The organism is Micromonospora sp. TSRI0369 (genome assembly GCF_001905625.1).
Classification (GTDB): domain Bacteria; phylum Actinomycetota; class Actinomycetes; order Mycobacteriales; family Micromonosporaceae; genus Micromonospora; species Micromonospora echinospora_A.
On record NZ_LIVU01000008.1, the window covers coordinates 175741 to 192586 of the forward strand.

The 16846-nt window shown below is 65.8% G+C and carries 13 protein-coding genes, 1 tRNA gene and 1 pseudogene; 11 read left to right on the top strand and 4 right to left on the bottom strand.

Going from position 1 to position 16846, the window contains the following annotated elements; genetic code table 11:
- The first annotated feature begins 30 nt into the window (after positions 1-30).
- Positions 31-106 (top strand) — tRNA-Lys (locus AMK25_RS25135).
- 127 nt (positions 107-233) lie between these two features.
- On the opposite strand, the gene AMK25_RS25140 is transcribed toward AMK25_RS25135, so the two are convergent.
- Positions 234-1118, bottom strand: coding sequence for a hypothetical protein (locus AMK25_RS25140; protein ID WP_073830848.1), 885 nt, complete (start codon positions 1116-1118; stop codon positions 234-236).
- 441 nt (positions 1119-1559) lie between these two features.
- Between AMK25_RS25140 and AMK25_RS25145 the strand changes: the two genes are divergently transcribed.
- The 5 genes and pseudogenes from AMK25_RS25145 to AMK25_RS25160 all read left to right on the top strand — a co-directional run.
- Entirely contained in the window at positions 1560-2918 is a 1359-nt protein-coding gene (locus AMK25_RS25145; RefSeq protein WP_338013382.1) for a hypothetical protein, read from the top strand.
- A 7-nt stretch (positions 2919-2925) separates the two neighbouring features.
- Positions 2926-3810 (top strand): phosphotransferase, encoded by an 885-nt coding sequence (locus AMK25_RS25150; RefSeq protein WP_073830850.1) that lies wholly within the window; start codon positions 2926-2928, stop codon positions 3808-3810.
- Between the two features lie 428 nt (positions 3811-4238).
- Positions 4239-4403, top strand: coding sequence for a multiple cyclophane-containing RiPP AmcA (gene amcA, locus AMK25_RS32490; protein WP_198937675.1), 165 nt, complete (start codon positions 4239-4241; stop codon positions 4401-4403).
- Positions 4400-4747, top strand: coding sequence for a hypothetical protein (locus tag AMK25_RS25155; protein WP_073830851.1), 348 nt, complete (start codon positions 4400-4402; stop codon positions 4745-4747). The genes amcA and AMK25_RS25155 overlap by 4 nt, the downstream gene beginning before the upstream one ends.
- A gap of 50 nt (positions 4748-4797) precedes the next feature.
- A pseudogene (locus AMK25_RS25160) lies at positions 4798-5403 on the top strand (site-specific integrase); the annotation flags it as partial.
- A gap of 184 nt (positions 5404-5587) precedes the next feature.
- Here the strand turns inward: AMK25_RS25160 and AMK25_RS25165 are convergent.
- Together AMK25_RS25165 and AMK25_RS25170 are read right to left on the bottom strand one after the other, a co-directional pair.
- Complete coding sequence (locus tag AMK25_RS25165) at positions 5588-6112, bottom strand: hypothetical protein (RefSeq protein ID WP_073830852.1); 525 nt, start codon at positions 6110-6112, stop codon at positions 5588-5590.
- Positions 6113-6125: 13 nt separating this feature from the next.
- Positions 6126-6680, bottom strand: a complete 555-nt coding sequence (locus tag AMK25_RS25170; protein WP_143194790.1) for a hypothetical protein — start codon at positions 6678-6680, stop codon at positions 6126-6128.
- A gap of 378 nt (positions 6681-7058) precedes the next feature.
- Here AMK25_RS25170 and AMK25_RS25175 point away from each other — a divergent pair, with 378 nt between their 5' ends.
- From AMK25_RS25175 to AMK25_RS25190, 5 genes are all read left to right on the top strand, one after another.
- The gene (locus AMK25_RS25175) at positions 7059-10391 is read left to right on the top strand and encodes an NERD domain-containing protein (protein WP_073830854.1); all 3333 of its coding nucleotides are present in this window, start codon (positions 7059-7061) and stop codon (positions 10389-10391) included.
- A 447-nt stretch (positions 10392-10838) separates the two neighbouring features.
- Positions 10839-11462: a hypothetical protein gene (locus AMK25_RS32065; protein ID WP_143194791.1), complete on the top strand. Its 624-nt coding sequence runs from the start codon at positions 10839-10841 to the stop codon at positions 11460-11462.
- Positions 11463-11978: 516 nt separating this feature from the next.
- On the top strand, positions 11979-12641 hold the full coding sequence (locus AMK25_RS25180; RefSeq protein ID WP_073830855.1) for a pentapeptide repeat-containing protein: 663 nt from the start codon (positions 11979-11981) through the stop codon (positions 12639-12641).
- 138 nt (positions 12642-12779) lie between these two features.
- Positions 12780-14108 (top strand): MFS transporter, encoded by a 1329-nt coding sequence (locus tag AMK25_RS25185; RefSeq protein ID WP_073830856.1) that lies wholly within the window; start codon positions 12780-12782, stop codon positions 14106-14108.
- Complete coding sequence (locus tag AMK25_RS25190; protein ID WP_073830857.1) at positions 14105-15862, top strand: glycoside hydrolase family 2 protein; 1758 nt, start codon at positions 14105-14107, stop codon at positions 15860-15862. The genes AMK25_RS25185 and AMK25_RS25190 overlap by 4 nt, the downstream gene beginning before the upstream one ends.
- On the opposite strand, the gene AMK25_RS25195 is transcribed toward AMK25_RS25190, so the two are convergent.
- The gene (locus AMK25_RS25195) at positions 15847-16827 is read right to left on the bottom strand and encodes a DUF2804 domain-containing protein (protein ID WP_073830858.1); all 981 of its coding nucleotides are present in this window, start codon (positions 16825-16827) and stop codon (positions 15847-15849) included. The two genes, AMK25_RS25190 and AMK25_RS25195, sit on opposite strands and share 16 nt — an antisense overlap.
- Positions 16828-16846: the final 19 nt, after the last annotated feature.

Genomic DNA, 16846 nt, shown 5'->3' on the forward strand with positions numbered 1-16846 from the left:
CGTGCTAACGTCTCGTCCCGTTGTCAGCGAGCGCCGCTAGCTCAACTGGCAGAGCAGCGGACTCTTAATCCGCGGGTTCGGGGTTCGAGTCCCTGGCGGCGCACCAACGATCAAGGCCCTGGCCTGGTGTTACGCACCGGGTCGGGGCCTTTTTCGCTTACGCGGGTCTCGTGTGCGTGTGGCGCGCACCGCTGGTTCTTCCCCGGGGTTGAAGGGCCAGACGTGTCCGGGCGTTAGGCGAGAGCTTCCGGAGCGCGCCGCCGCCACCACGCGGTGAAGAGGGTTACTACCTGCGTCTTGATCTCGTCCGTGATGATCCCGTGCGCGTCGCCCATCAGCGGCCTGACGGCGTGCTTGTAGACCTCTGGGTGGTGTTCGACCCAGGGGCAGGCGAACATGGCCAGCATCCGGAGGGCACGCAGGGTGTCTGTACCCAGAAGGGGAAAGTGAGCTTCCAGTAGCCTCGCCAGGGCTGACCACACCTTGTCCACGACAAGGCGGATTACGGCGTCGGTCACCAGCCGGGGCAGTCCCGAATTGAACCGCTGCGACAACACGCCGGTGATGAACTGCTTGGCGGTATCCGAGAGCAGGTCGACGGCCTTGTTGATCCTCTCGATCAACTGGATCAGGGCCGCCAGAAGGCTGCACCACGTGTGATCGGCCAAGCGTCTCTTGACCTCCCTGGCGTCAGCCTTGTTCCGGACGAGGCTGTCTATGCCGGCTGAGATCTCGTACCACGGGTTCTCCATGACCTGGTGGGCAAGGGTGTCCATCCGGCCAAGGTCTGATGACATCGATGTTGGCTCAACATCGCGTGGCAGTCGGCCGTTGATTCTGGTTCGGCCGTCGGCGGCCCACAGGTAGTCGGCGATGTCCAGGCGTGCGAGGTCAAAGTAGATTTCCCGGTTGTGGGCGTTGAACTTCTGGCGTCCGGATCGTCTGTCTTCCTCCACCTTCTCCTCGAGTTCACGCCGCCGGTCGTCGCGCTTCTCTGGCCGGTCGGCGGCCAGAGATGTCCATCCTTGCCAGCCGTGTTGTGAGCCCCCGCAGCCGGAGCATTTGCAGCCCGGCCCTTGGGCGTTTGCGCAGTTAGCCCTGTGGGTGTTGGTCATCATCCGCAAGTCGCCGCCCGGTCGTTTGCGCTCAATGTGACTAGCCAGTGACTCTATGTCAGGCAATGATGGATGCCAATGGATGTGTGACTGGGTCGGGGCGGCTCGACTCGGGGCCTCCACCTTCTGCGGGCGTTCTGCCTGGTGGGAGCCTATAGATCTGCTTCATCTGCTGGGCTGCGACGGATTATTTGATAGACGGCTCTTCCCTCATCTGCATCACTCGCTTCCGTCCCAGACCCGCGACCAAGGCTCGGGCTGGACAGGTTGTGGTGCTCCGGAGCCTGCGCTCATCCCACGAGGGGACACCCTGAGAGCTCATCGTGGGTCTTTCGGATGCCACCCCAAGCGCCGACTCTGGATGGGCTGTCGACTCGGCCGCCATTGACTTGATGTGACGGCGCGGATGCGCTGTGCTGGCGGGTGGTCGTCGTCCCATCGGAGGTGATCGTGGCCGTGCAGGTGGATCCCGAGTGGTGGAGTTCGGGGCTGTGGAACGGCCGACCGATCCTCGAGTTCCTGCGACAACGTGACATCACTACGGTCTTCCGCTTCCTTCACGCCCGGGGCCTGTCCTACGGCAGGATCGCCGCTCTCGTTGGCCTCTCGCCCCACCGCGCTACTGAGATCGCTAAGGGCGTCCGGCAGGTCACGGCGTACGAGGTGCTGGAAAGGATCGCCGTGGGTCTGCACATTCCGCGTCCGGTCATGGGGCTCGGCCGCGACGAGGACAGCACTATGCCGCGCGATGTCAGCATCGAGACCATGGCCGGTGGAGCGGATCGATCGCCTGCCCGTATGGGGAGCAGTGAGGCCGGAGGTCTGGTCAGACTCCGTCTGGGACTGGACGAGGCTCTAGCGGCGTCGAGTGTCGCCCCTCGGCAGCTTGAGCTGATCGAGCAAAGCGCCGGCGAGCACCTGCGGGTCTATCCCTCGGCTTCGCCGCAAACGATGCTGGCGCTGATGGCCGCCGACTGCCGAGAGGTGCAGGCGCTGTCGCTTCGGCGCCAGCCGGCGGCGGTCCAGGCCCGGTTGTCGGCGGTGGCGGCTCTGTTGGCGACGATGTGCGCTGACGCGTTGATGAGGCTCGGGGATGTCGCCGAGGCTCGACGGTGGTACGGCACAGCGATCCACGCGGCGGACGACAGCGGGGAGGCTCGGTTCCGGGTGCTCGTGCGAGCCCAGGCGGCGATGCTGCCGTACTACTTCGGGGACCCCGCCCAGACCGTCGCTCTGGCTGATGCGGCGCTTGCGGCCACGTCGGTCGCGTCGTCGTCGGGTGCCCTGGCGGCTGCGGGCCGGGCGCGTGCCCTGGCCAGAATCGGTGCCACCGAGCAGGCGCGGTCGGCCGTCGATCAGGCACGCCGGCTGTTCGACCAGGCTGGTGACGAGGACACCGACGTGGCCTTCAGGTTTCCGGCGAAGCGGCTATTGCTCTACCTCTCCGGCGCGTACACCTGGCTCGGTGACACGGTGGAGGCCTACCGGGTCCAGGACGAGGCGGTGCGGCTCTACGGCACGGCTCCGGCCGTACCGATCGACGTGACGCTCATCGCCCTGGACCGGTCGATGTGCCTCGCGCGGGACCGGCGGACGACCGAGGCGGCGGCGACCGCGCGCGACGCCGTCGCCAACCTGCCCGAGACGCAGCGGACGGAGATCATCCTGACCCGCGCGACCGACGTGGCCACGGCGATCCCCGAAGAGAGCCATCGTGGTGAGGTCGCCACCTTGACGGACTACGTACGGACCTGCCGCGAGCGCGCCCGTAGTCTTGGGACCACAGCTGCACTCGGTCCCTAGGAGCCCCATGTTCGTCGAGGCGCGCACCCGGCCGGTGCTCGCCGAGGTATGTCGTCTTCTCGGCTACCCCGACTCGAACGCGGCTCTGCTGCGGCACCACACCAACGCCGTCTACGCCGTCGGGGACATCGTCATCAAGATCGCCCCTGGCGACCAGGACCTGAACCGGGTGCGCGCGATGGTGACCGTGGTCGACTGGCTGGTGGACCAAGATTTCCCCACGGTCGGCCTTCACCCGGGCCTGTCCCAGCCGCTAGAGGTGGGCGGGCACGCCGTTACGGTCTGGCAGCGTCTGGACCCGGCACACGACGACCCGATCACCGTCTCCGAGCTCGGAAGCCTTCTCCGGGATCTGCATGCCCTTCCTGCTCCACCCGTGCCATTGCCCGTGCTGCGGCCGATCCGTGGCATCGAGCGATCCGTGATCCGTTCGGAGATCCTGAACGGTAAGGAACAGGATCTGTTGCTGGGCCGGCTCGAGACGCTGGCCGCAGGCTGGGAGACGATGCGGTTTCCCCGTGGCACAAGCCTGATCCAGTCAGATCCGCAGATCCGCAACGCGCTCCGGCGTTTCGACGGCACGCCCGTACTCGCCGACTGGGACGGCGCCGCCCTCGGGCCTCGCGAGTGGGACATTGCCACGGTCGCTGTCCACTGCCGCCGGTTCGATCCGCCCGGTCCTGAGGCGTTCGCCGGCTTCACCGCCGCCTACGGCTGGGATGCCACATGCTGGCCGAGGTTCGAGGAGCTGTGCCAGCTCCGCGAACTACAGATGATCGCCACCAACGCCCGCAAGTCCCGTCCCGGGACCGACGCCGCCGACGAGGTGCACCACCGGATTGCAGGACTTGTCCACGGCGGGCCGGAGCTCCGCCGCTGGCACATCCTCTGAGTCTCGTAGGGACGGGGTAGTACCGCCTGTCCTCCTCATATCGACCGAGTCGACCACAGGAGGCCCACCGTGGCCCACCACGCTGGGTCTGTCTCGGGCCCGTGCCGCCCGCGATCGTGGACGTCAGGAACACGTCGGCGGAACGGTCCAGGACCATCCTGATCCCATGGCGCCGGCGGGTCAGCGGCAATCGCCAGGGAGAACCAGATGGACGTGTCGATCGGCGACAGGTCGGAATGCGACCCGACGCACCGGCAAGTGCTCGCGCCGGACACTCCGTCGACCGTACGGGTGAATCCCCGCCTGCGTACCGCCATGAGGGCTGCGCGGGTGGGTGATCGGCGGTCTGCTCCCAGCCGCCGTGGTGCGGCGGGCTCGCCCTTCCCCCGGCGGGCCCGCCGCTCATCGCTGCTGGTGGGGGTGGCGGCATGACGGTCTACGTCTCGCGTAACGCCATGGCTGGCCAGTCCCGGCGCCCCGAGCCTAGGGGGACGGCCTCGGCGGGGCAGGTGTGGCCCGTTGATCCGCCGCTGCTCACCTTCGTGTGGCGTCGGCTGTTCGAGCAGCAGGCCCGCGAGGGCGGTCGCCGGTGACCGGGCAGCAGCGCCGTCCCGCGATGAACCGGCTCGTGCCCGCCGAGGTGGAACATCTGCCGACGCGCCCGCTGTGGCTGTGCCGCCGATGCGGACAGCCGTGGCCCTGCGGCGCAGCGAAGCTCGCGCTCCTAGCCGAGTACCGAGAAGTGCCGGTGAGCCTGTTCCTCTACCTGGCCGGCTGCCTGCACGACGCGATCGACGACCTGCACCGGCTCAACCCGAGCGTCACAGGCAGCACCGCCGACATGTTCGACCGGTTCATCGGCTGGCCCGCCCGCCACACCCACGCCTACCGCGTCAGTACCACCACGGCCGTCAGCATCGAAGAGGCCAACTCGTGAACGGCATCGGCCTCATCAACGCCACCGGCCAGCCGGCGATCGCCGGCAGCTTCCACACCCACGACGCCGGCGACCGGCTCTATGCCCTCTACCACCTCATCACCTTCACCGGCCTGCGCCGAGGCGAAGCATGCGGCCTGCACTGGGACGACCTCGACCTCGATGCCCACACTGTCACCGTCCGCTGGTAACTCGTCCAACACGGCTGGGCCACCGTCATCGACACCCCGAAAACCAGCGACAGCGAGGCCGCAGTCGCCCTCGACATCGAAACCGTCAACGTCCTGCGCGCCCACCGCACCCGGCAACACCGCGAACGCCTCGCCGCCGGTGCCGGCTGGACCACCACCGGGCTCGTCTTCACCACCCCGACTGGCGGGCGGCTACACCCCGCCGACGTCACCGACCACTTCCATCACCTGGCCGCCCAAGCCGGACTACCACCCATCCGCCTGCACGACCTCCGCCACGGCGCCGCGACCATGGGCCTCGCCGCCGGCGTCCAGATGAAAATCATCTCCAACCGGCTCCGCCACTCCAGCCCACACTTCACCGCCAAGTTCTACGGCGATGTCCTGCCGGAGCTGTCCCACGCCGCCGCCGAAGCAACCGCCGCCGTCGTCCCACGACGCGGTGGCACCGCAAGGCCGGCATAGTCCGCAGGCCTACCACCTGATACTGACAAGGGCCAGCGCACGAGGTTCCCGGCTGGCCCCACGTAGCATCAGGTCTTGACCTCGATGAAGAGGAATCCGCAGATCACTCGAGCCGTCACCGTGGCGGCGCGGACCCTGTGGCCAGGAGGTCGGCCGCCCTGCCTATGTAAAGGCGGATACTGCCTCACGTTGGCATTCGAAACCGGCTCAGGCTGCGCGACTGGTCAAGCCACTCTGCGGCCAGCTGACGCGCTTCTGCGCGTGGCATCCGCTTCCGGCTGCGTATCACCTTGGCCAGGCGCTGCATCACGACACCTTCCCATCGGTCCCGGAAATCGTCGTCGGGCGTCTCGATGAGGATCTTCGGTCGGTAAATATCATGCTTCAGGCGGTCGCCGGGTCGACCCGGCTGAAGGTATATTGCCCGGCTGCTGAGAGCGGCGTCAACAATGATGCCCTCGTGCTCGATGCTGAACAACAGGGTCGCGCGAACCTCGATCGGCCGGATGAACTGTAGCGAGAGGGCTACCTGATCCTCGTCGCGGTCTACCTGGCCCCACCTGTATGTGACATCACCAGGCGACAGGTGATCGTGTAGCCGGACTAGTTCATCGATGTCAGGACGGCCGGCGGTATCGATGATGACCAACGGCACCATCCGGCCGTCAGCGAACGGGCCAGCAATCGATCCGTCCGCGACGACGGGCACGATGTCGAAAGGATCAACGCTCCGTCTCGTCGGCCGTTTTCTGGTCGTCCGCCCTCTGATCATGACCCACCTCTCGTAGAACAGACGCGCTGATCGTCGCGGCGATACCCCGACTGTCCTGCAGAACAGCGTCATAACGATGGATCCCTGCACCCGCGGGGAACAAGTCGGCAGGTAGCCGGAACGTCAGCCAACCGGCGACCGCGCCGTTGGCCTGCAGCCGCGCAGGCAGGTCCAGAGCATCCACCTCACCCGGGAACGCATCGCCGGTGGTCTCGTGGCGAACCTTGACCGTCATGGCAAGGCCGGACTGCAGGGTGTAGGCAATGTGCAGATCAGCGCTGACAACGGCGGCATCACGGTCGGTGGGGTTGACCGCGAGGATCTTCATGCCGACCCACCGTGGCGCGTCCCGACGACGCCATGATGCGGAGTCATCAAGGGTGACGGTCAACCGGGCCGCCCGTCGTTCCTCCTGCTGCAAGGAAAGGGCCAACGCGCGCCGTGAAGTGTTCCGGTTTGACAGCGCAACCAGCAGCGCGAACACTGCGACGACGGCTGACGCCACGGGCATCCACCGGAACCAGCCAGAGTCCGAGGAACCCGATAGCGGGGCCACAACCACGAGCATGAGCACAGAATGCCCGAACGCCGGGGCTCACGCGATACCGGAACCCTCACGGCCCGCGCGTCGTAGCCCTCCAGGCACCCACCCATCAGGCTCAGGCAGTGTCGCCGTGGCGCTGAGCCTGGCCGAACGGCGGCACGCCTTCGTTGACGCTGGCTCGGTGGACGTTTGGGCCTCCAGGAGGACGGACTGGGCGGCTCGGTCCGCCCTGCTGATGCTGGACAATCGCATCAGCTGTGGTGGCTGTCATAGATGCAGCGTACCCTCAGTCACCCTGACGCCTTGTCGTCGTGTCTTTTTCACGCGTGGTGGAAGCTGATGGCCGCGAGCATCGACATCTTCTGGGGAGACGAGCCTCTCGAACGGTCTGAGCTGCAATTTCTCGCAGCGCTGCGGGCAGATCTTGACCGGGGAGGTGTCTCTGCGCTCGTGCTGGCGAACTTCTATACCGGGCGTGGGGCGCGGCAGGTGGATTTTCTCATTGTGACGGATGCTCGTGTCTGCCACGTTGAGTTGAAGGGCTATCGGGGGATACTCGTTGGCGGCACGAACGGGCCATGGAGTATTCAAGACGAGGATGGCTCGCTGCGCCTGATTGAGCGGCAGAATCCATATATGCAGGCCGCTGCCTGCACGTACGCCATCAGTGACGATATGCACGACCTCGTGGCGACAGGTTTACCCGGACCGGTACGAGACAAGTTTTACAAGCACATCTACACTGTCGTGGTTGTCTTCCCGACGCTCGACCCGAAATCGCGGGTGCCATCTGACTACAGGGTCAGCACGCTGGGCTACCAAGCCTTCGTGCAGCTGCTGCTGTCAGATGGCGACCCAGCGCCATGGACGCGGAGACACTGGGACGAGTTCATAAGGGCGCGATCGTTGACGAACGCCAAATCCTCGATCGGCGACGCCGGCCCCTCATCCGAGGATCGAGCGCTGGAGGTCGAGGACTATCTCCGCCGATACCGCGACTTCTATAGCGCCGGCCTGCCGCCGCTAGTTCCGCTGTCGCTCGTCGCTGACGGCAACGACATCCTGCACGACGAGGTTGTGAGGCTCGCCGGCGACGCCGGCATGGTGCTGCTCGCCGGGCAGTCTGGCAGCGGCAAGAGCCATCTCGCCCGGCATTCCACGCTTGCTATGCCCGATGAACTGGTACCTGTTTGGGTGGCCGTCCGAAGCTACGACGGCCGACTGTCGACCTTGCTGAACAGCAGTGTGGCCCGTTTCAGCACGAAAACGTTCACGCAGCTAGAGGAGGCCATCAGGCGTACTGGGCGCCGACTTCTGATCGTCTTGGATGGACTGAACGAATGCCCAGAAGCAATGCGTGAACAGTTCGTTGGAGACGTGAGGGCGCTAGACCTTCGCCTCGATCCCCTCGTGTTGGTAACCAGCCAGTCCGTGCCGTCACCTCCGCTTAAAACTGGGGCGACCACGGTGCAAACGACAGCCTTGTCATCAGACCAGCGTGTCGCCCTGCTCACCGCGTACGGCGCGCCGACCATCGAAGATAAATGCGAGCCATTTTCAAGTGCGTACGAACTGGCTATCGCCGCGGAATGCGCCCTCGAAATCGACGGCTCGCCGACCCGGGCGAAACTATTCGCCGCATTCCTGCGGCGCCGCCTGCGCGATCGTTCCGCACCTGCCATTTGCCGCCAGGCACTTCGGCACATCGCCAGCACGATGGGTCATCGCCTTGTGGTTTCACTGCCCGTCAACGATGCCGTACGAGTTATCGAGCGCTACTTGAACGACATTGGGGCACCGATCGGCGTCCTAGACGATGTGATGCGGTGTTCCGTTCTGGAACTCAGTGGCGGCCGCATCGCATTCAGCCATGAACTACTCGGCCGGTACCTCGTGGCCGAGGATTTGTCACTCGCCTCTGCGGCAGCAACCGAGCTTGCCGCGCAGCTCAGCTTGCCACGGAACCACGACCTCACGGCGCTCGTGATCGAACTGGAAGACGATCTACCCCGACTGACCCACCTACTGGACGCGATGCATGACCGGCGCCTCTACGCAACTGCGCTCACGGGCGCCGCAGGCGAGCTGGCATCAAGGGTTAGCGCGTCAGCGGCGCGACGCGTTACTCGGACGGTCGTCAACGACCTAGACCGAACTGAATACAGATTCTTGGGCGAGGGACTCCAGCTGGAGGTAGTCAACGGCACAGAGCTGTCGCCAGCTGACATTGCCGTGCTCGGAGCGCTCGGCACACTCGCGCCGCGCGGCCTTTGGCTGGGCCTCGTCGTTGAAGTCATCGACGCGACCGACCGCGCATGTCGGCGGTCCGTAGCCGTCCAGCAGCAGCGTGAAGGAACTCGACCGCCGCCGAGCATAGTCGTGAGTTGTACCCTGCGGGGATTCGGAAATCACACCAAAGTGCCAGCGGCAGTGGTACTCGACGCCGTCAACCACGCTGGCATGGATAACTGGTACCGGCATAACAGCGGCAAGGATCAAGTTGCGGTCGAAAGTCTAGCGGAGATCCTCGCTGAGACTACGGATCAGACCTACGGACGCCTACTCCTGTTGTGCCATCTCCTGCGGTCAACGAACGATCCAGCAGCCAGTGCCCTCCTACCAGAGCTCCTCCGACTTTGCTTGGCGAGTGAGGCCTATCACATTCAACTTGACGGCCTAGATACCGTACGACGGTATTCGCAGACGGTCAAGGGCGGTCCGATACGCGATGACATCATCGGTCAGCTTTCGGAATTTGAGCCGAAGCGCATCTTCATCTCGAGTCAGCTAGTGGATACGATGTACTCCTTTGGGCTTATCGAGGAGCAAAATGATCACGGCTTCGTAAGTGAAGCCATCCAAGCCATCATTCAATCGCCGAGAACGAAAGTAAGCAGCAATGCGGCTTACGGGATTTATAGCAGCCAGTTCGAGGACCCAATCGCCGCCCCGTATTGTGCGGCGATCGAGGAACTGGAAAGCGCCACCAAAGCGCAACTGCTAACGATTGCTGCATTCGCCGACGAGACTTCGACATTCTTCATGGACACACTACTGAGAGACCTGATCCAACTTGAAGACCCCTCGACGTTGCCAGCGTTCGAGCGTTGGGCGACACGCTTGATAGTAGGGCCAGGGGTGCAAGAGACCGCCGCAAACTATCGAGTTAGCATTAAAGGCTGGGCTCAGCACGTAGCGGAGCCGCCGCAACTTGCTGAACCCAAGAATGACGCCTCTCGCGCATGGGAGACTCTCGGCGAAATCCTGTTCTGGACCTACCGCGCTGAGACCCATCGAGTCGACCCGACTAAAAACTACGCGGCGAGCTGGGCGAAGCTCCGTTCGGAAGCTCTACCTGCAGCGGCAGATGCGCTTTTCTGGATCACTGGGTCGGACCACTATCGCGAGCCAGAAGAGCTGCCACTCATCAAGAGGATGATCGAGACGGGTCGCACTGACGTTCGGCTCATCTGCGAGTGGAGTCTCCAACATGAAGACCAGCTCATCTCGCTGTTCCCCCACCCCCACGCTTTCTTTGACCGGACAGACTTCATCATTCAAGTCTTGGGCGAGGTCGGCACGGCGGCATCTGCTGACCTGCTTCATCCGCTTGTCGATGACCGCCAGCACGGTCGCGCAGCCATCGCCGCTATCAGGCGGCTTGCGGAATGAGCCCCACCGAACCGCCCACTGACTTTCCTGGCTTCCGGAACGCCCTCGAAAAGCTGGTATATTCCGAGATCAACGAGGTCCAAGTGACATAGCCAGCTATACACGATGGTGGTGCTGTGGCAGCGTAGGAGTAGTGGCAGGCTCCCGCCGAGTTGGCCCTTCGGTACTAGATGGTGGTGATATCGCGTGGCCCTCCGGATTGTTCTGGGACTTCCGACCCATACGCCAAAGGTGCATGCACCCTTTACTCTTGAGCAAGTTGCGCTACTTCGTCGCTGGCAGACGGTTTCGGCCGTCGCACACATGCGGTGCCCATGGCGCGGTGATGTGCAACGCGAGAGTTCGGAGTTAGTTCCCAGTGCTAATGGTTGGCGCTGCCACTTTCGAACGCCAGATTATCCCGACCTTACTTGTTCGTACAGCGTTGACTGGGTATATGCCGGGATGGTGGACGAGAACAGCATCCGAACCCTTGAGGAGATGTCGGTTGAGGTCGTGGAGGTGTCGTTCGACGACGAATCGGACGAACCTTTGAACGTCTTCTCCGACTACGACCTTCTCCTGACATTCCACGATGCGGCCGATCTTGATTGGGAAGAGGTTGCTGAGCGCAGCGCACTTGATGAACGGCGAGGTCTCGTTATAACTCAGAGCACTGTCTTAGAAGATCTTCTCGGAGACGTTATCCTACAGCTAGAGAGGCCAGGCGATCCCGAAGGGCGTCAACGTGAGATAGACCAGTGGATGATCGGCAAACGACTAACTCGGGTCGAGTCGCTTCTGTCAAGTGGCGGCTACTTGGAAGCAAGCAGCAGCTTTCCGCGCGAGACGCTGTGGGCTGCTGTGAGGCGTCGAAACGAGTTAGCACACGGAAGTACCATACGTGTCATTGGTGATGCTTATCCGCGCCCTGGCGCACCAGGCAAGACCCGACGAGTCGAGTGGCAATTAGTGGACCGTCGAACCCGTGAGTCCCGGCTAATCACCATGGCCGGATTGCGTGAGGATCTGTACGCCGCCATCGCGGCCTACACAGATCTCCTACGTTGGAACAGTAATTATCTGGTGTAACGGCTCGAAAGCGCCACCGTCTTTTACCGAGCCTTGCGCCTAACTGGCTCCCGACTGTGATGGGGCAGGGTTGATTGTTCCTACCAACCTGCAAGATCGGTTGGCCGTCTCGCCCGGTGCTCGGTGGGTGCTCGGGCGCCGTGGACGGGTCCCTGGTTGGGTGGACTGACTGGACGCCGACTCGATCGAATTGGGCCATGACAGCGAACAGATGGACTCAAACGGCGCGGTTAGACCGGGTGACCAACCAAGATCAAGCTCTTAATCCGCGGGTTCGGGGTTCGAGTCCCTGGCGGCGCACAGACGATCAAAGCCCCGACCTGGTGGTTAACACCGGTCGGGGCTTTGTGTCAGCGCTCCCGCTGCCGGGCCCCTACGCCGGCCGCATTGACGGAATTCGGACTTGGTAGTTCGACAGTCGACCCGGCTGGGACAACTGGAACAAGAAGAAGTAGCCCCCGCCACGGGGCGCGCGGGGTGGCGTGCCCACCCCGCGCCCGCACAGGTTGAGGACACATGCGCACCAGCACGATCGGCGACGTGAAGGTCCTGTTGCCGGACCTTGATCCGGACGACCTCGACACCACGACGGACTTGGCCGACAGCCTCACCGAGGTCCTGGTTGAGGGCGCAGTGTGGCGCGGCGTGCACCTTGAAGACGCCCGCATCCGCAGCAGCCTGATCACCGGTGTGGACCTGAGCGAGAGCACGTGGGAGGCCGGCAGCCTCTACGGCTGCGAGATCACCCGCATCGACTTCTCCGGAGCGACCCTGACCGGCATCACCATCGAACGCTGCGCGATCACCGGCTCCCGGTTCACCGGCACCAGACTCACCGACGTACGCCTCAAGGACGTCCTGTTCGACGGCTGCCGCTTCGACTACGCCACCCTCCAACGCGTCGCCGCCGCCGGCTCGGTCGCGTTCACCGACTGCACTCTCACCAACGGCGCGTGGTCTTCCTGCCGACTACCTCGCCTTGCACTGCGGTCCTGTGACCTCGCCGGCCTGGAATTGGACTCCTGTCACCTCGACGGTGCCGACCTGCGGGGCAGCCGGCTCCACGGTCTCAAGACGCCGCTGGACAACCTGCGCGGCGTCACCCTCGGCGAGGACCAGCTTCCTGACCTCACCCGGCTGACCGTCGCCGCCCTCAACCTCGCCGTCCGCAAAGACTGATGACGAAGGCCATGGTGCGGCTACTCCGTACCAGGGTCTTTTCGTCGTGCCCGCTCGGACGCGGCAGCCTGGCCGACCCCGAACCCATCGACGGCCGGACGGGACGGATCATATTCTGACCCGTCGAAGGAGGCCGTCGTGTCCGCCACCCGGAGCGTGCTCACCCCGGCCACGTCGGCCGGTCCAGCCGGCCTGCGCCCCCGCACCTGGACCGCGCTGATCGTGCTCGGGCTCGTCGGGCAGATGGCCTGGACCATCGAGAACATCTACCTGAACCTGTTCGTGTACGACACGATCACCGACGATCCCAACGCGATCGCCACGATGGTCGCCGCCAGCGCCGTGACCGCCACCGTCGCCACCCTGCTGCTCGGGGCCCTCTCCGACCGGACCGGGCGGCGCCGGTCGTTCATCGCGGGCGGCTACCTGCTGTGGGGCGTCTCCACCGCCGCCTTCGGCTTTTTGACAGTGGGTTTCGTGGAGGACATCGCGCCCGTCGCGAACGTCGTGCTGGTCACGGCGATCGCGGTCATCACCCTCGACTGCCTGATGTCCTTCCTCGGCTCCGGGGCCAACGACGCGGCGTTCCAGGCGTGGGTCACCGACGTGACCGAGCCGGCCAACCGTGGCCGGGTCGAGTCGGTGCTCGCCATCATGCCGCTGGTCTCGATGCTGGTGATCTTCGGCGGGTTCGACGGGCTGGCCCGCGCCGGGAACTGGCGACTGTTCTTCGTGGTCATCGGCGCGATCATGGCCGTCGCCGGTCTGCTGGCCTGGTTCCTGGTCGAGGACAGCCCGTCACTCGTCCGGCACGAGGGCGGCTACCTGCGCGCCGTCGTCCACGGTTTGCGCCCGGCCGCCGTCCGGGCCAACCCGGGGCTCTACCTCGCCCTGGCGGCCTGGTCGATCTGGGGGATCTCCACGCAGGTGTTCCTGCCGTATCTGATCATCTACCTGCAGCGGTACCTGCGGATCGAGGGGTACGCGATCGTCCTGGCCGTCGTCCTCGTCACGGCGTCGGCAGTCAGCGTGGTCGGCGGGCGGCTCATCGACCGCGTCGGCAAGGTGCGCTTCCTCCTGCCGGCGGTAGTGGTGTACGGCGCCGGCCTGGCGCTGATGTTCTTCGCCCGCGGCATGGTCCCCGTGATCGCCGCCGGGGTCGTGATGATGTCGGGCTTCATGCTCGTCCTCGCCCCGATCGGCGCCATCGTGCGCGACTACTCACCACCCGACCGGGCCGGCCATGTCCAAGGGCTGCGGATGGTCTTCGCCATCCTCGTGCCGATGCTCATCGGTCCGTACCTCGGCGCTGCCGTGATCACCGGCGCCGGCGAGGTCTACGAGGATCTCGGCGTGGTGAAGCAGGTTCCGACGCCGGGCATCTTCCTCATGGCGCTCGCAGTGCTGGTCCTCATCGCGGTGCCGGCCGTGGCGCTGCGGCGGCGGGAGCAGGAGGCCCGGCCATGACGCTGCTGACCCCGTGGGGTGCCACTCTCGACGCGGAGCGTGTCCTGCCCGAGTATCCCCGCCCGCAGTTCGCCCGGGACAGCTATCTCAACCTCAACGGCCGGTGGGAGTACGCGATCACCGGTTCCCCCGCCGAGCCGGAACGCTACGACGGCGAGATCATCGTGCCGTTCTCCCCGGAGTCCGTGCTCTCCGGCGTCGGGCGACAGCTCCAGCCGGGCGAGACACTCTGGTACCGCCGTCCGCTGACCCTCCCGGTGGGCTTCCACGCTGCCGGCTCGCGGTTGCTGCTGCACTTCGGCGCGGTCGACCAGACCTGCCAGGTCTACCTGAACGGGGTTGCGGTCGGCGGCCATACCGGCGGGTATCTGCCGTTCACCTGCGACATCACCGACGCGCTCGGCGAGGACGCCAACGTCCTGGTCGTGGCGGTCCAGGACGACAGCGACACCGGCCACCACTCCCGGGGCAAGCAGCGGCTGCGCCGCGGCGGCATCTGGTACACCGCCCAGTCCGGGATCTGGCAGACGGTGTGGGTCGAGAGCGTGCCCGCCGTACACCTGCGGAGCCTCACCCTGACGCCGCTCCTCGACGAGCGGTGCGTCGAGGTGACAGCGCACGCGACGGCGGATGCCGGCGACGCCGGCATCCGGATCCTGGCCGACGGGATCGCGGTGGCCGAGGCCACCGCGCCGGTTGGCGTGGCAGTGCGCATCCCGATCCCCGAGGTACGGCAGTGGAGCCCCGAGGATCCGTTCCTCTACGACGTGACCGCCGAGTTGGGCGCGGACCGGGTACGCAGCTATTTCGGCATGCGCTCGTTCGGTGTCGGGCTGGACGGGGACGGCGTGCCCCGGCTGCTGCTCAACGGCCGGCCGTACTTCCACGCCGGGATCCTCGATCAGGGCTACTGGTCGGACGGCATGTACACGGCACCCTCCGACGAGGCGATGATCGCCGACATCGCCACCATGAAGCGGCTCGGGTTCACCATGCTGCGCAAGCACATCAAAATCGAGCCGCTGCGCTGGTATCACCACTGCGACCGGCTGGGGATGCTGGTCTGGCAGGACATGGTCAACGGCGGCAGCGGTTACCACCCGCTGGTCGTCACCGCGCCGGCGGTGACGCCGTTGCGGCTGCCCGACCGGGGCCGGTGGCGGCGCTGGTTCGGCCGCGCCGACGCCGGCGGACGGGACCGGTTCCGGGCCGAACTGCGCGACACCGTCGAGCACCTGCGCAACGTGGTGAGCCTCGCCGTGTGGGTGCCCTTCAACGAGGGCTGGGGGCAGTTCGACGCGGCCCGGATCGCCCGCGATGTCGCCGAACTCGACAGCACCCGTACGGTCGACCACGCCAGCGGCTGGCACGACCAGGGCGGCGGCGACCTGCGCAGCCTGCACGTCTACTTCCGCCGCTTCCGGGTGCCGCGGCGACGCGGCGACCGCCGGGTGCTGGTGCTGTCCGAGTACGGCGGCTACAACCTGCGCGTCGACGGGCACGCCTTCAGCCGCAAGGATTTTGGCTACCGGCGGTACCGGAGTGCCGAGGACCTGGCGGAGGCGTTCACGCGGCTGCACACCGAGCAGATCGTGCCCGCGATCCGGGCCGGTCTGAGCGCGACCGTCTACACCCAGCTGTCCGACGTGGAGGACGAGCTGAACGGTCTGCTCACCTACGACCGGCGCGTGGTCAAGCTTCCCGAGGAAGTGGTCCGGCAGGTCAACGAGCGGCTGCGTCACCAGCGGTTCTGAGCTTCCTCCGCCCAGCCGACCAGGCCGTCCAGAGCCACCCGCTCGCCGTCGTCCGCCTGGGCCCAGCCGGAGAAGTGCCCGAAGCACTGGTGGGTCTCGCTGGCCACGACGCCGAGGTTGGTGCGGGATACCTTCTCGTGGAACGGGTGGAACTCCACATCGACCCGCTCACCGCTGATCCGCCACGGCCGCAGCCAGTCGTGGCGGTCGTAGCTCCAGCGCAGTTCGGCGCCGAGCTTGTGCAGCCGGCCGCCGACGAACAGCGCGTTCTCGGTTGAGCCGGTGCCGTCGGTCCACTTGCCGCCGAGCTGGATCGACACGTCCGGTCCGCTGCCCGCCGCCCAGTTCCACGTGATCGCGTACGGCCACTTGCCCCGGCCGTGGTCGAGCACGGCGAACGAGTCCCGCTCGTCCACGACGTGCGTCGTGCCGTCGACCCGTAGCGAGCCGCGCACCGGGCGCCCGACGTCCTTGACCGTGTACTGGAACCGGCGCGTGCTCCACGGGACCACGACGCCGAGCGACTCGTGGCCGGGCGGGAGCGGCACCACGAGGTCGATCTCGATGCCTGGTGCGGTGGCGCGGATCGTGCTGCCCTCGGCGGTCTGGTCGATGTCGATCGACAGGCCGCCTCCGCGTGCGCACACGGCGCCCGCGCCGCTGACCGGCGGCATGACGACGCCACGGGCGAACGGGACCACGACATCCTTGCTGGTCTCGATTTTCGTGGCGCGGTCGAGCACGTAGACGCCGTGCACCCCGGCGTAGTCCAGCGACGACGCGACGAGGCCGGCGATGTGGGTCGGCGTCACGATCCCCCAGTACTCCCAGCGCTTGGTCCTACCCCAGCCGCGCAGGTTCGCCCGGTGCAGCGGCCGGCGGGTCCAGCCGACCGCTGCGGGGTTGAGCCGCCCGTCCGGCATGCACAGGTCGACCGGCTCGACGATCTCCTTCTCGTGCGTCACCGGGGGAGCGTAGCGACCG

What these genes read in the sequence shown, in the direction of transcription:
- AMK25_RS25180 (WP_073830855.1), top strand. Translation starts at nt 11,979, where the DNA reads ATGCGCACCAGCACGATCGGCGACGTGAAGGTCCTGTTGCCGGACCTT.
- AMK25_RS25140 (WP_073830848.1), bottom strand. Translation starts at nt 1,118, where the DNA reads ATGATGACCAACACCCACAGGGCTAACTGCGCAAACGCCCAAGGGCCG.
- AMK25_RS25190 (WP_073830857.1), top strand. Translation starts at nt 14,105, where the DNA reads ATGACGCTGCTGACCCCGTGGGGTGCCACTCTCGACGCGGAGCGTGTC.
- amcA (WP_198937675.1), top strand. Translation starts at nt 4,239, where the DNA reads ATGACGGTCTACGTCTCGCGTAACGCCATGGCTGGCCAGTCCCGGCGC.
- AMK25_RS25175 (WP_073830854.1), top strand. Translation starts at nt 7,059, where the DNA reads ATGGCCGCGAGCATCGACATCTTCTGGGGAGACGAGCCTCTCGAACGG.
- AMK25_RS25150 (WP_073830850.1), top strand. Translation starts at nt 2,926, where the DNA reads ATGTTCGTCGAGGCGCGCACCCGGCCGGTGCTCGCCGAGGTATGTCGT.